Below are 14,932 nucleotides of genomic sequence, written 5' to 3'. Positions count from 1 at the left end.
CTCAGATTAGAACTGCCAGCGCATCCCCATTCCCGCGCTCCAACCCTGCTCACCCGCTCCACCTGTCCTGGCCTGGTAATCGGCATTGGCGTACACCGAAATCGTACGCGTCAGCGCACCCGTGACACCCCCACCCAACTGCCACGCCTGTCCCCAGCTTCCAGTGGTAAAGGTGTTGCTGACTCCCCACTCGTCACTGGCAACCGTCACGTTGCTGGCGCTGCCAGAACTCCACAAGTAGTTCACCCGCATCCACGGGGTCCAGCGCTGCCCTGCCCCGGTGACAAACGTCTTGCCGAGATTCGCACCCACGCGACCCAACCATGCGCCGGTGTTCTTCGGCGAAACTCGCAGATCATCGGCGTCAGTGAATGCGTTGGTCTTCAACGACTGATAGATCACCTGCGCCTGCGGCTCAATGCGCACGTCGCTAGCGAATACAAACGGGTAGCGAATTGGTACGTTATCGACCAGCCACGCGACGGTGTCACGCTGAAAGGTGTATTGGCCGGTGACAGCAATGTTGGCAATGCGTGCGTCGGGGCGGCCGTCGTATGCCTGGCCGCTGATAAGGAGATCGCCGGTGGCGGCGATGGTGGACGCAACGTTGGTCAGATGCGTTCCCAGATCGATGCTGAGGTCGCCGCCGGTGAGGATTTGGCTGTCGGCGCTTTCGCGCAGCAGGCGCGTGCCGCTGAGATAGGTGTCGGTTTGTTTGTACTCAGCGCCCGGGTTGCCACCCGCACCGACGACGATAAAGCCATCCTGATAGCCCCAGCCTTGCAGAATTAGGCGACGGAACTCGGTGTTCATCGCGGCGAGGTCTGCGTCGCTGACGTGATCGATGTGCACCCAGCCGAGGCGCGCGAGATAACCGGCCAGCTCGGCTCGATCGGTGCTGTTGAGCGGGGTGGTGCCGTTGGTTAGCAGCAATTGATTCATGCGCTGCTGCTCGATAGGCGCCAGCGCGATGTCATAGGCGCGCTCGGAGCTGAGCGCGACCTGCTCGTCCGGCGACAGCATGTATTGCTCGGTCTCGATGAATCGACGGCGATTGGTGATTAAGTCGGCGGTGATGCGGCCGTTGCTTTCGGCCTGAATGCGGCCGGAGACGTTGTCGAGGGTGGCGACGCGTGAGCCGTCCACACGTCCGGCGATGCTGAAGTCGCCGCCGCTGTAGATCTCGCCATCGAGGTTGGCGAGGTGTTGGCCGATACGCAGTTCGAGGTATTGGCTGGCGCCGATAAAGCCTTCGCCGTAGGCGACCGCGGCATCGGCTGTGCCCAGGTCGCGGCCATTGGTGAGCGTGTTGGCGTTGATCTGCACCACATCACCGGTGATGCCTTGGCTGCTGGTGTTGCGGATGTCGTTGGCGCTTAGCGTGAGGGTATCGCCTGCAATGGAAGCGTCGGCCTCGTGGTTGTCCAGCGTGCCGGCGATGGTAAGCGTGGCGCGGGCACTGCCGTCGGTAGCGCTGGCGTTGAGGGTGCCTTGGTTGATGAGGTCCGCTGCGGTGACATCCAGTTCGCCTTGCGTCTGCAGGGTGCCCTGGTTGGTCAGCGTGCCGTCGACGGTGAGGCTGAGTACGCCGTCACTGTTGAAGTGCTGGCCGGCCTGATGCGTGTAGTCGCCCAGAACATGGATATCCAGCGTGTCGGTGCCATGCAGGGTGCCCAGACCATTCAAGTTGGTGAGGGTGGCATGCAGCGTGTTGGCTCCGACATCACCATCCTGGTTGTTGAGTACGGGTGTGGTGAGCCACAGCGTGTTGGCTTGCACCTGGCCGGCCGTATTGGTCAGCGTGCCGAGATTCAGCCATGCGGTGTCGCCGGCACCGACGGAGCCGTTGGTGTTGTCGAGGGTGGCACCGGCGTTCTGATAGCTGAGGTGGCGTGCGGCGACGACCTTGCCGCCAGCGTTGGTGAACGTGCCAACGTTATCCAGGTTCAGGTCGCGCTGCGCCACCGCGATGCCACCAGCGCTATTGTCGATACTCGCCGCTTGCAGCGTGATGTCGCCACCGCGGTTGCCGAGGGTGCCGCCACGATTGTCGATGTGGTTGCCTGACACCACCGTAAGACTCGCATCGGGGTTGTTCTGGTCACCCGCAAGAATCTGACCGCCCACGTTGGCGAGGGCGGTCGCCGCGACAGCCGCCGCACCGGAGGCGTCCACCGCGCCGCCACTGTTATCAAGGGTGCCGTTGGCGGTGAGCGTGAGACTGCCCTGGGTTTGCAGCTGGCCACCGTTGCGGTTGAGCAGGTCACCGCCGCTGGTGACCGAGAGGTCGTGCTGTGCGAAGAGCGTGCCGCCGGAATTATCCAGCGTGCGGGCTTGGAGGTTGGCCGCGCCTTCGGCGCCGATGAGGCCGCCTGCCGTGTTGTTGAGCGACTGACTGGCGTTGACAGTGAGTGAGCCGCCCTCACCGCGCTGAATGAGCTGGCCGCCAGTGTTGTTGAGCGTAGTGGCGTTGACCGTTACCGTGCCGGTGCCGTCGATAACACCACCCGCGTTGGTTAGCGCGACACCCGCTTGCGTACCCCCGCTTAGCGCGAGCGTGTCGTTGGCGTGCAGCTGGCCGTCGGTGTTGTCGATCGCTTGGGCTTGCACGGTGACGCGGTTGCCATACAGGCCCTGCAGCACGTCGGTGTTGCGGGTGTCGCGATTGAGCAGCGTGTCCGCCTGTACGGTGAGGTCGTCACCCGTGATCAGCACGCCACCGCTGTTATCCAGCGTATCCGTCACAGTGGCATGGATAGCCTGCTGTGCCTGGATGGCACCACCGTGGTTGCTGACGGATCCAGCCGTGAGAGCGATGGCTCCGTTGCCGACCAGAGAGCCGTAGTCGTTGACGAGGGCGCCATCGCTCGTCACCGTCAATGGCGATGTATCTGCCGCCTGCACGGTGCCCCCGGTGTTGTTGAGATCGCCCGCGTGCAGCGTGGTGGCACCAGCGGTAGCCAGCGTGCCGCGTACGTTGTCGAAGGCGTTGGCGACGGTGAGCGTCGTGGCTTCACGGCCGGCAGCCATGAGCGTGCCATCCGTATTGGTCAACGTCTGCGCGTTGAGCTGCAGCGCACCGTTGGCCGCAATGGTGCCGGCGGTATTGTCGAGCACGCCGCGCACGTTGATGGATAACGGACTGGTACCCATGGCCGAGAACTGCCCCCCGGCGGTCGTGAGCGCCGCCGCATCCACGGCGATGCCTTGCGCATAGGTGTTGCCGTTGCGCAGGTCGAACGTGCCCCCGGCCAGGGTGAGGTTGCTGTTGCTGGCGAGGGTGCCGCCCGCGCCATGGAGCGCGGTCGCGTAGATCGTAAGCGAGCCCTGCCCGGCCTGTTGAATGGTGCCTCCGGCATTGCCGAGGGTGGTGGCGCTGATCTGCAGGTCGCCGTTGCTGGCCAGGGTGCCGCCGTCGCCGTTGTCGAGTGTGCCGGCGACGGTCAGTGTGTTGGGGGTGGCGTCAGATGTGACGATCACGCCGCCTCGGTTGTCGAGGTCGTCGGCCACGAACGTCAGTTGGGTGGCGCTGAGCGTGGCACCACGGTGGTCGATGGTGCCAGCCGCGATGTTGGCCGCGCTGGCCGTTGCCACGGTGCCACCTGCACCTTGCCAGCTGCCCAAGGTCAGCGTGAAGCCGGCCGTGCCGACATGCTGGATGGCGCCGCGCTCGTTGATCAGTGCGCCGCTGGCGAGCGTGAGTGCGGACGCGTTGCTCGCCAGCGTACCGTCGGTGTTGTCGAGCGTGCCGGCGACGGTGAGCGTGGTCGCGCTCTTGTCGAGCTGATAGAGGGTGCCGCCGCGATTGGAGAGCGTCTGTGCATTGATAGTGAGCGGACCATGGAAGGTCAGCTGACCGCTGTCGTTGGTGAGTGTGGCGGCATGCACGGTGGCGGTGCCGTCGATGGCCAACTCGCCGCCACGGTTGCTGAGGTTGCCGCCGTTCAAGGTGAGCTGACGCAGGTCGAGGTGACCGCCGTCGTTGACCAGACCGTGGGTGGTGGTGAGGTCGAAGCCGGAGGCAGCACTGATGCGGCCATCGTCGTTATTGAGGGTGCCGCTGATGCGTAATGCGCCGTCAGCGAGCGGCGCCATGGGCGTGATGCTGGGTGTATCGCCTGCCGTGCCATGACTGCCACCGGCATTCGACGTATCGATCGTGCTGCCAGGTCCTGCGCTTGGCGCATCAGCGTTACCGCTACCGGCATCCACGTCGGGCGCACCCATGCGACCGCCGTTGTTGGAAAGCTCGCCGACATGCAGGGTCATCGCCTGTAGACCGGTCTGCGCGATGGTGCCGCCAGCGTTGCGCAGTGCGTTGGCATCGACGTCTATGCGGCCTGCATTGAGGGTGCCGTGGCGGTTGTCCACGTCTTGCGGCGTGCTGATGGTCAGCTCGCGCGTGGCGCTGAGGGTGCCGGCATTGGTGACACCGCCGCTCGCGTTGATCGCGGTATTCGATTGCGATTGGAGCTTGCCGGTATTTTCCAGGCGACCGTCGGCGGTGACGATGAGGTCGCCGGCCTGGGCGCCAAGGGTGCCGGCATTGCGTACACCCACGCCCTGCTCGGTACCGAGCAGCACGATCTTGTTGGCGTACATGCCGCCCAGCGCGCTGACATCCAGCGCAAAGGTGGGTTTGTCACCTGAACTGCGCATCGCGGCGACTTGCGTGTGATCCGCGCTCACTAGATTGGCACCGGTGGTGACTTGCAATTGCGGCGACCAGATGCCCCCGTTCACCTGGACGGCACGGGCGATGATGTCGGTGTAGTCGGCGCGGCTGGCATCGAGGCCGTTGCCGTGGATCGACACCACGCCACCGGTGACACGGTAGCTGTCCAATGCACCACCCATGAGCTGCGGCACACCGGTAGTGAGGGTGAAACGGTTAGCGTTGATGACGCCGCAACCATCGCACGAAATGCCGGCGGGGTTAGCCACGATGACTTGAGCGCGATCGCCGGCTACTTCGATATAGCCATTGAGCGCACTGGGGCGAGGCCCGGTGACTTCGTTGAGGATGACTTTGGCGGTGCCGGTGGCGAGCCATGGGTTACCGGCGACGCTCCCGGCAAGGTGCGTTTGTGTGTTGGTGCGCGAGTTGTTCAACACCGCACCCGCATCTGTAACATTGAAGTCGCTGAAGGTGTTGCGGCTGATGCCGGTTTTGCTGGGCGTGGTGATGTTGATCACGGGGGCTGCGCCCGGTGAACCCGTCACGGTCGGACGCTGGTTGCCCGGCGCGCTCATGTCGGTGGCGATCTGGGCGCTCGCCACGGAAGCGAAGCCAATCCAACCAAAGGCCACCCACAGGCCCAGGCTGACCGGACGCACCGCCGTGGCCACCACGCCATTCGCCTGCCCGGCACCCCGCCCCGGACGACGCACCAGTTCGGACACCGCCTGCCACAGGCCCAGGGCGTGGTTGAAGATGACGCGATAGAGGTGCTTGTTCATCCGACGATTCCTTCGTGTACGTGTTCCAGCAAACAGGCGTAAAGGCCATGAGCGACGCGCCGATCAGTAGGACCAGCTAAGGCTGAAGCCCGCGGTGGGGTTAGCGGTCTGGAAACCATGGGGTTTGCTTATCGGCGCACCCGCGAACACATCCCACGCGAAGCCACGCCAGCCGCCGCGCAAACCGACCACGCCACCGGCCAGGGTCTGCCCCAATTCCCATTGCGTGGGCGGACCACCGACGTGGCCTACGTCGAGACCGAGATAGAGTTCCTGGCTGCCCAGCACGGTCCAGCCGAGGTCGTTGCGAATCAGCCAGCCGTGATCGCCGGTGAGTTGCAGCTCGCCGTCAAATCCTCTGACCGTATAGCGGCCGCCGATAGCAAAGCGGTCCTGCGGGACCAGGGGTGTTTGATTCCATTGCGCGCGCCAGCTGCCGATGTAGCGGAAGCGCTTGTCGCCCAGCTGGAACGGCGCGGTGAGCTGCGCGTCGGCGGTGAAGAGCTTGGTGCGTGAGGTGCCATCGCCAAAGGCTTCTTCGGGGGCGTGGAGCGCATTGAAAGCACCGGTGCCGCGGCGGTAGGCAGCATTGGCATCGAGCGTGGCGGTGCCGATGAATTGTTTGTAGGTAACACCGGCTTCCCAGCCGCCCTGACGACGGCGCTGCACCAGCACTTCGGTGTCGTCGATGAAGTTGTTGGAATCACGCTCCCACGCGCGCACGTAGGCACCGACCTTGACGGTGGCGTTGCGGTACAGCAGGCGGCTCAGGCGTGCATCGGCGTTGTGACTGGTGCCACTGTAGACGTAGTTCTGCGCGTAGCCGGCAACGGTCTGATGATAGGTGTAGGCGCTGGCGGTGGCGCCCAGCAGCCAGTAGCCATAGGGCACGTCGTAGTGAAAGGTGTAGCTGCGCGTGCCCTTGTGGTTACCGTCGAAGACATCCTGCCCGAGATTGGCATAGAACAGATCGTTCCACGTCAGCAGGTTGTCCAGTGACAAGGTGGCACTGCCCTGCAGTTTGCCGGTGGCTTGGCTGCCGGAGTTGTCCAGGCTAACGGCGATGCGCGCGGGCGCGGACTGTTTCCAGACAATGAGCAGATCGCTGTCACCGGGCTGCGCATCGCCCCCGTCGGCCGGCGCGATCTTGATGTCCGCATCGACGGTGGGCACGCGCTTGAAGTTTTCCAGCGCCTGTTCGATGTCGCGAAGGTTAAGCAGATCACCCGGACGCGCGGGCAAAGCATCGCGCCATGAGGTAGCGCGGTCATCCACACCCTGCGCGAACCGGATGGCACGAATGCGTCCGGGTACCACGGTGAGGGTCAGTACACCCGCTTGCAGATCCTGCGGTTTGGCCAGTACACGGGTGGTGACGTAACCATGCGCAATGATGGCGTTCTGGATACGCTTCATCACGACGTTGATGCCGGCCGTGCCGAGGCAGCGGCCGGTAGCGGCATCATCCCCTGGAACATTGGCCGCTTTCACCGCCCACTGGAATCGGGATGCGTCCTGACCGTCCAGGATGAGGTGCTGGATGGGAAAGCACGGGGTTTCGTCGGCGGGAATGCGATCTTCAGCCGATTGCACAGGTTGCGGCAAACGCACATCGGGCGTGGTCTCTTGCTGCTCGCGCAGTGCGCGCTCACGTTCTTGTTGACGCAGCAGTTCTAGGGTCGCCGTGTCGGCCGACTGTGCCGTTACTGAGGCTATCGGCATGCATAAGCTTGCGAGCACCAGCCATGATCGCCGCGGCAATGTGAACTGCTTGATCTTCATCACGAGCACGTCTTTCCAGGACAAGCGCGACCACGCCGCGACGACGTCGCAGCCAAATCACTAACCTAAAAATGGGGAGGCGCCCTTGTGGAACTCTTTGCTAAGGCCGCGCCTCAACCACGTCCAGCGCCATCTGGCTTACCGGCCAAGCCACATCGGGGGGAGGAAAGAAACCGATAAGCTCAATGGCGACGCGCAGTCTAGGGCCGACTAAGCACGGCGAAACATCAGACAAATCCGAAATGCAGATAGGAATGTGGATGTGCGATGAGACAAACGTGTTCGCACCAATATAAAAAAACGCCCCTTGCAGGGCGCTTTTTTTCTTACAGAAATCGGGGATTGTTGGGCTTTACCATGAGCAACGAGTAGCTCAACCCTTGCGCTTCAGCCTGATCAATCCAGAAATATCGTCGTCGCCGTAACCCTGGCTCATCAACTCAGCGTAATCGGCGAGCGAACGCTCGATCACGCTGCGACTGGTGCCAGCGCTTTCAGCGATGCGGCGGACGATGCCGAGGTCTTTGTGCAGCAGGCCGAGCTTGAAGCCGACGCTGAATTCGTTGCGCAGCATGGTGGCACCGCGCTTTTCGAGGAACCAGTTGCCGGCAGCACCTGCACCAAGTGTCGGCAGCAGACGCTCCGGATCGAGGCCCAGCGCTTCGGCGAGGGCGAGGCCTTCGCACACGCCCTGCGCGATACCCGCAACAAGCACCTGATTCACCGCCTTGGTCGCCTGGCCTGCGCCGACGCCGCCAAGGTGGGTGACACGCAGTGCATAGGCTTCCAGTACAGGGCGCGCGCGTTCGAGCACATCGGCGTCGCCGCCCACCATCACGGAGAGCTTGCCGTTCTTGGCGCCTTCGACGCCGCCGGAAACGGGTGCATCGAGGAAATGCGCGCCGACGGCGGACAAGCGTGCCGCCGCCTGCTTGGCCGTATCGGGAGCGACGGTGGAGTGATCGATAACGATCGCGCCTTTCTTCAGATGCGGCGCCAGCGCATCGATCAGGCCGAGCACGTCGGCGTCAGCGGTGACGCACAGCGCGATGACGTCGCACTGCGCTGCAATGTCGGCCAACGACGGTGCGGAAACGCCGAGCTCGTTCGCGACGGCGTCGGCGTTGGCTTGCGTGCGGCTCGATACGGCATGCAGCAGGCCACGAGCTTTGAGGTGACCGGCCATGGGCGTGCCCATTGCGCCAAGTCCGATGAATGCAACGTTGAGACTCATGAGGTTTCCCGGTGGATCAATCTTCACAATGTACGTCGTGCGTGACGAAGGGATGCTCGGCACTCGGCAGCTCAAACCAGTGCGGTTCCGCAAAGGTGCAGCGCAGATCATCCAGGCCGCTGCTCCAGTGTTGACGCATGCTGTCGAAGCTGAACTCGTAGTCCTTGTAGTGCCCTTCGTACGGTTTGTTGCGGTAAATCAGGTGAAACAGGTTGACGATGGCGCCGCTGGCGTGGAGCTCTGCCTGGCGATAGGCAGGCTGTTGCCGTTGGTCTTCCGGCACCAGCGCCATCAGGTCGTGAAGTATGCGCTGTTGGCGCTGCCGTAGCCCCATGTACTCGGTGATGAGGCGAGTACGGCTGGAATACTGGATGTCTTTGGCGCGCGAGGTGACTTCGGCCAGATCGCGCGGCACCTCGCCGCGCGAGCTCCACAAATCCACCTGAAAGATCAGCGAGTCGCGGCAGGACGGATCCGACAACACCTTGTACAGCGGCGTGTTGGAGACCATGCCGCCGTCCCAGTAGAACTCGCCATCCACTTCAATGGCGGGGAAACCCGGCGGTAAGGCACCGGAGGCCATAAAGTGCTCAGCCCGCAATTCGCCCTGGGTATTGTCGAAATAGACGAAGTTGCCGGTTCGGATGTTTACCGCGCCAACGGATACACGCAGTGCGTGCTTGTGGTTGATGCGGTCGAAATCCACCAGCCGCTCCAGCGTGGCTTTGAGTGGCGAGGTGTCATACCAGCTTGCCGTGGTGGGCGAGGCGCGCCACGGCATCAAGGGGAACGGGCGCGGACTGAAGAAGCCCGGCTGCCCTTCGACCAACGCACGCAATGCCGCCCATCCGCTCAGGCCGTTCTGCCATGGCAATTCCCAGGCACCCGGGTCCAGCGGCGCGGTGACCCACCCCGGAAATACCGGCGGGCGGCAGATCGTTTCCCAGAATTCGCGTAGCCGCGCCACGCGATGTTCCGGCGCATTGCCCGCAATGATGGCCGCGTTAAGCGCACCGATCGATATGCCGGCGACCCAGTTGGGATGAATGCCAATCTCATCCAACGCTTCGTACACACCCGCCTGGTAGGCGCCCAGCGCGCCGCCACCCTGCAGCACCAGCGCGGTGGTGTGATATTGCTTGTGAAGCTGTCGCAGCCGGTCGTGATCGGACAGCTTCGATTCTGACGAGTTTTTACGGACGTCCATACGCATCAGCCTCAACTCAATCAGCCAAATAGTCGTACACCACGGTGCCCAGGTCGAGGGTCAGGTCGGTGATGAAATGTAACGCCGATTCCACCTTCAGTACCGGCAGATCGGCGACCGGGGCCAGTGCGTGGGCATGTAGTTCCAATGCCGCCGGGCCTGTCCAGGCGCCCTTGAGCGTGACGTTGGTGGTGTAGTAGCGGACCAGCTCGCAGATGCGCGGCGTGCCGTCTACGTGGGGAATGATCTTGAGCAGGAAGTTGGGCGCCGCCAGTGAGGCCAGCACGGCCTGGTGATCGGCCGGCCGATGCTTGAAGCCCATGGTGCCTTTGGCCACGCGCACCTTGCCGTAATCGAGCGTGCCGACCAGCGTGTCGATCTCGGTCTCCAGGATCGGCGTCGCAAGCTTCTTGGGAAATCCCCACAGCTCCCGTCCGCCGGCAATCGGCGGATGGTCGTTGAGATACATCGAATGCACATAGCCGCCATGCTGGCCCTGGAAGGTGACCGGAATGACCTGCCCGGATTCGGTGTAGTCGCCGAAACCGGTGGAATCGGGCATGCGGATGAATTCGTACTTGACCAGCGGCTCGGTCACTTCCAGCGGCTCGGGTACCACGGCGCGCAGCGCATCCATGTCCGTGCGATAGGTGATGACCAGGAACTCCCGATCAACAAAGCGGTAAGGCCCGGGCGGAAACGCCGGGCTGGTCAAAGGCATGGCGAAGGCATTGGCCTTCACATCGGCAATCTTCATGGCGGTGTCGCTCCTGGCAGCTTGTCCGCACGGTGCATCCTGGCCCGCGCGGACCGGTATCGATGGGATAGAGCGGCTCTGCCCGGCATGGCCGGGCAGAGCATGGCAACTACTGCATGTACCAGCCGTGGCTCACCACGATCGATTGACCGGTCAGCGCCGCCGACGGGAAGCTGGCCAGATAAAGCGCGGTCTGCGCGATGTCGTCGACGGTGGTGAACACGCCATCCACCGTGTCCTTCAGCATCACGTTCTTGATCACCTCGGCCTCGCTGATGCCCAGCTCCTTGGCCTGCTCCGGAATCTGTTTTTCCACCAGCGGCGTGCGCACGAAGCCGGGGCAGATCACGTGCGAACGCACGTTGTGCGCAGCGCCTTCCTTCGCCAGCGTGCGCGCAAGGCCGAGCAAGCCATGCTTGGCGGCCACGTAGGCGGACTTGAGCTTGGAAGCTTCGTGCGAGTGCACCGAACCCATGTAGATCACGATGCCGCCGCGATCGTCCTTGTACATGTGCTGGAGCGCAGCCTTGGTGGTGAGAAAGCCGCCATCGAGATGGATGGCGAGCATCTTCTTCCAGTCGGCGTACGAGAACTGGTCGATGGGGTTGATGATCTGGATGCCTGCATTGGAAATCAGGATGTCCAGATGACCGAAGGTGGCGACGACCTTGTCGGTGCCAGCGTTGACGGCGGCCTCGTCAGTAACATCCATCGCGATACCGATGGCCTTGCCGCCGGCCGCATTGATCTCTGCCGCCGTTGCGTCTGCCGCCTGCTGATTGATGTCAGCGATGGCGACCGCCGCGCCGTTCTTTGCATACAACTCGGCGATTGCCTTGCCCAAGCCGCTGGCTGCGCCAGTAATGAGTGCCACCTTGCCGTCGAGACTTGCCATAACCACTCCTGTCGATGGGGAACGGGGAAAGCAGAAACGGAAATCAGGTTGTGGGCTGCGTGGCCTGTCCGTCTATACGAAACAGGCTTGCACAGCTTGGGAGCACACATCCATGCGACGAATGGACAAGCTTGAAAATGCGCTCGCTACTTCGTCATTCCGGCGCACGCCGGAATGACGAGCAAGGAGCGTGGCTTCAAGCGCCGTATCGGCTTAGTGCGCACCCTCAGAAAGATAGGTATAGCCGGTCAATCCTTCGTTCAATGTGACGAACAACTGTTCGGCAGCGTCGCCGTCCACGCCAGCCGCAGCAATGCGCTCGCGGTAACTGCGGCGCAGCACTTCCAAGTCGTAGCCGACGTAGTCGAGCATGAGATCGGTGGTGTCACCACGGCGCTTGTGCGCGAAAACATACGAATCGCCATCGACGCGCACGTTCACAGCATCGGTATCGCCGAACAGGTTGTGGATGTCGCCCAGCGTTTCCTGGTACGCGCCGACCATGAAGATGCCGAGGCGATAGCTCTCGTCTTCTTTCAGCGCGTGCAGCGGCAGGCTCACGTCCACACCCTCGGCGTCGACGTAGTCGTCGATGCGGCCGTCGGAATCGCAGGTGAGGTCCACGATCACGCCGCGACGGGTTGGCTCTTCGTTCAAACGCGCAATCGGTGCAATCGGGAAGATCTGGTCGATGGCCCAGATATCCGGCACGGATTCAAACACGGAGAAGTTGACGAAGTACTTGTCGACCAGCTTTTCATCCAGCTCATCGAGCGCCTGACGGTGTGAACGCTCAGCGGGCAACAGGCGCGTACGCACCTCGTTGGCGATGGCGTAGTACATGTCGTCCAGACGCGCGCGGTCTTCCAGATTCAACTGGCCCAGTGCGTACAGCGTCTGGCCTTCGGCGAGGTGATGCTGGGCTTCGTGGAACAGTTCCAGCGCGGGACGCTGGTCGAGTTCTGCCCAGGTCTCGCGCAGGCGGCGCAGCACGGCAGGCTCATGCTCGTGTGCAGACGGGATGTTGCCGGCGGGGACTTCTTCCACTTCCGTCACGTTGACCACCATCACGGCGTGGTGTGCGGTCATGGCGCGGCCAGCCTCGGTAATGATGTGCGGTGCGGGCAGATTTTCCTCGGCCACGGCCTCGGCCAGCGATTGCACGATGGTCGAGGCGTACTGCTCAATGGAATAGTTGATCGAGTTGTGGCTACGCGAGCGCGAGCCTTCGTAATCCACGCCAAGGCCACCGCCCACATCGACGATATCCAGCGGCACGCCCATGCGCTTGAGTTCCACGAAGTAGCGCGTGGCCTCGCGCATGCCGTTGGCAATGTCGCGCACGTTGGAGATTTGCGAGCCCATGTGAAAGTGCTGCAGCCTCAGCGTGTGCATGAGGCCAGCGTGCTTCAGACGTTCCACCAGCGTGAGCACCTGGCTCGGCGACAGGCCGAACTTGCCCTTGTCACCGCCGGTGTTCTGCCACTTGCCGGCACCGATGGAGGCAAGGCGCACGCGCACGCCGAGCAAGGGCTCGACGCCCAGCGCCTTGGCTTCGGTGAAGACGTGATCGAGCTCGGAAAGCTTTTCGATCACGATGTGCACGCGCAGACCGAGCTTGCGGCCGATCAGCGCGAGGCGGATGTATTCGCGGTCTTTGTAGCCGTTGCAGATGACGATGCTGCCCGGACGGGCCATCGCCAGCACGGCCATCAGCTCCGGCTTGGAACCGGCCTCAAGGCCGAAGCCGTGCTCGCCGGCGGCCACCAGCTCGCCGGCCACGCCGCGCTGCTGGTTCACCTTGATCGGATAGACGGCCGTATACCCGCCCGCATAACTCCATTCGCCAATGGCCTTGGCAAAGGCGTCCTGCAAACGCTTCAAACGGTCGGCGAGGATGTCCGGAAAGCGCACGAGCAACGGCAGGCGCAGGCCTTCGGCGCGGGCGCGATCGACAATCGCCGGCAGCGACAGGGCCGGACCCTTGGCGCCGTGCGGGCGCATCACGATATGGCCGGCCGCGCTCACATCCACATAGCCGTCGCCCCAGTGCGGGACGGCGTAGGTATGGCGGGCAGCATCAATGTTCCAGTGCTTCGACATGGAGGGCTCCTTGTACAACGGGCGTGTTACACCCTGAACATGTCGTCGCAGCGGCGGAGCCTTGACGAGGCAAAGTCAGCCGGCCGGAAGCCTTGCACGCCGCGGGGCCGGACTGACTTGGGGATCGCAAACGGCTTGGCGCGGCGATCCGGGCGGCTATTGTAACGGCCTCTTGTGACAATGTGCCGAAGTCTGGGCCGTCCCTGAGACAGTCCGGCCAGGCCCGTTCGGCTACAATTCCCGTTCTTTGAACCCATTGATTGTCAGGAACAACCTCATGTCGCAGCACCCCAGCTGGTTCACCGAAGCCCACCAGGCCTCCGGCTCCTCCATCGGCTACCGCGTGGAGAAGCTGCTGCACGCCGAGAAAACCCCGTTCCAGACCATCGAGATCTACCAGACCACCGACTGGGGCAATCTGATGGTGATCGACGGTTGCGTGATGCTGACCAGCCGCGACAACTTCCTCTATCACGAGATGATGACCCACCCGGCGCTGTTCACCCATGCGCGCGCCAAGCGCGTGGTGATCATCGGCGGCGGCGACTGCGGCACGCTGCGCGAAGTGCTCAAGCACGAGGAAGTCGAACACGCCGCGCAGGTGGAGATCGACGAGCGCGTCACGCGTCTGGCCGAGCAGTACTTCCCGGAGCTGTGCGAGTCCAACAACGACCCACGCGCCGAGCTGCTGTTCATCGACGGCATCAAGTACATGGCCGAGGCCGAGCCGGAATCGCTGGACCTGATCATTGTCGACTCGACCGACCCGGTCGGCCCGGCGGAAGGCCTGTTCAACGCCGCCTTCTACGCCAGCTGCTACAAGGCCCTGCGCCATGGCGGCATCCTGGTGCAGCAGTCCGAGTCGCCCATCGCGCACCTGGAGCTGATCAAGTCCATGCGTTCGGCCATGCGCACCGCCGGCTTCAGCGCTGTGAAGACGCTGCCGTTCCCGCAGCCGTGCTACCCCACCGGCTGGTGGAGCTGCACCATGGCCCGTAAGGGCGGTGACCTGGCCGGCTTCCGCGAGCGCGGTGCGCTGAGCAAGAACTTCGCTACCCGCTACTACAACGCCGATATGCACAAGGCGGCGCTGGCTCAGCCGGAATTCCTGCGCGAAGCGCTGGGCGAGTAAGCCTCCCCCGTTCCAACGAAAGCCCGGCGTGGTCTCCCACGCCGGGCTTTTTTATGGGTGTTGCTCCGACAGAAAAGGCGCCGGTGTCCGATCAGAACATCGTCTGGCGAGCCTTGGGCAGCATCACCAGGATCAGCGTGGCGATCGGGCCGAGCGGCAGTGACAGCAGGAACCAAAGTATGCCGCTGCGGTTTTTGCCCTGGGCCAACCCGGCGTTGATCAGGGCCAGCGTGCCCCAGCCAACAAACCAGGGGGCCGGGCTGTCGGCCAGATGGGAAATATCGTTCACGGTGGTTCTCTCCTGTGCTGCGCAGGATGACTGGGCATCCTGGGGCGTCGCGAAGCGGCCATGCTAGCAAGGC

The 14,932-nt window shown here is 63.3% G+C and carries 9 protein-coding genes; 1 reads left to right on the top strand and 8 read right to left on the bottom strand.

The annotated features are described in order from the left end of the window. Window positions 1–6 precede the first annotated feature (6 nt). The 7 genes from OQE56_RS16670 to speA form a co-directional block, all read right to left on the bottom strand. On the bottom strand, window positions 7–5,460 hold the full coding sequence (locus tag OQE56_RS16670; RefSeq protein WP_267225775.1) for a two-partner secretion domain-containing protein: 5,454 nt from the start codon (window positions 5,458–5,460) through the stop codon (window positions 7–9). A 63-nt stretch (window positions 5,461–5,523) separates the two neighbouring features. Next, window positions 5,524–7,182, bottom strand: a complete 1,659-nt coding sequence (locus OQE56_RS16665) for a ShlB/FhaC/HecB family hemolysin secretion/activation protein (protein WP_267225774.1) — start codon at window positions 7,180–7,182, stop codon at window positions 5,524–5,526. A 433-nt stretch (window positions 7,183–7,615) separates the two neighbouring features. Continuing rightward, complete coding sequence (locus OQE56_RS16660; protein ID WP_267225773.1) at window positions 7,616–8,476, bottom strand: NAD(P)-dependent oxidoreductase; 861 nt, start codon at window positions 8,474–8,476, stop codon at window positions 7,616–7,618. 16 nt (window positions 8,477–8,492) lie between these two features. Beyond that, window positions 8,493–9,683 carry a patatin-like phospholipase family protein gene (locus OQE56_RS16655; protein WP_267225772.1) on the bottom strand — a complete coding sequence of 397 codons (1,191 nt, stop codon included), beginning with the start codon at window positions 9,681–9,683 and terminating at the stop codon, window positions 8,493–8,495. A gap of 16 nt (window positions 9,684–9,699) precedes the next feature. Continuing rightward, entirely contained in the window at window positions 9,700–10,440 is a 741-nt protein-coding gene (locus tag OQE56_RS16650; protein WP_267225771.1) for an acetoacetate decarboxylase, read from the bottom strand. Window positions 10,441–10,549: 109 nt separating this feature from the next. Further along, on the bottom strand, window positions 10,550–11,335 hold the full coding sequence (locus OQE56_RS16645) for a 3-hydroxybutyrate dehydrogenase (protein WP_267225770.1): 786 nt from the start codon (window positions 11,333–11,335) through the stop codon (window positions 10,550–10,552). A 213-nt stretch (window positions 11,336–11,548) separates the two neighbouring features. Then, complete coding sequence (speA, locus tag OQE56_RS16640) at window positions 11,549–13,438, bottom strand: biosynthetic arginine decarboxylase (RefSeq protein ID WP_267225769.1); 1,890 nt, start codon at window positions 13,436–13,438, stop codon at window positions 11,549–11,551. Between the two features lie 277 nt (window positions 13,439–13,715). On the opposite strand from speA, the gene speE reads away from it, so the two are divergent. After that, a complete protein-coding gene (gene speE, locus OQE56_RS16635) occupies window positions 13,716–14,570 on the top strand; it encodes a polyamine aminopropyltransferase (RefSeq protein WP_267225768.1) in 855 nt (284 codons plus the stop codon). Window positions 14,571–14,661: 91 nt separating this feature from the next. Here speE and OQE56_RS16630 read toward each other — a convergent pair whose 3' ends face one another. Then, window positions 14,662–14,859 (bottom strand): antitermination protein NusB, encoded by a 198-nt coding sequence (locus OQE56_RS16630; RefSeq protein WP_267225767.1) that lies wholly within the window; start codon window positions 14,857–14,859, stop codon window positions 14,662–14,664. Window positions 14,860–14,932 lie beyond the last annotated feature (73 nt).

It is taken from the genome of Dyella silvae (genome assembly GCF_026421305.1).
GTDB classification, from domain to species: domain Bacteria; phylum Pseudomonadota; class Gammaproteobacteria; order Xanthomonadales; family Rhodanobacteraceae; genus Dyella; species Dyella silvae.
Note: the sequence above shows the minus strand (reverse complement) of the source record. Positions and strands in the feature narration are given on the sequence as shown.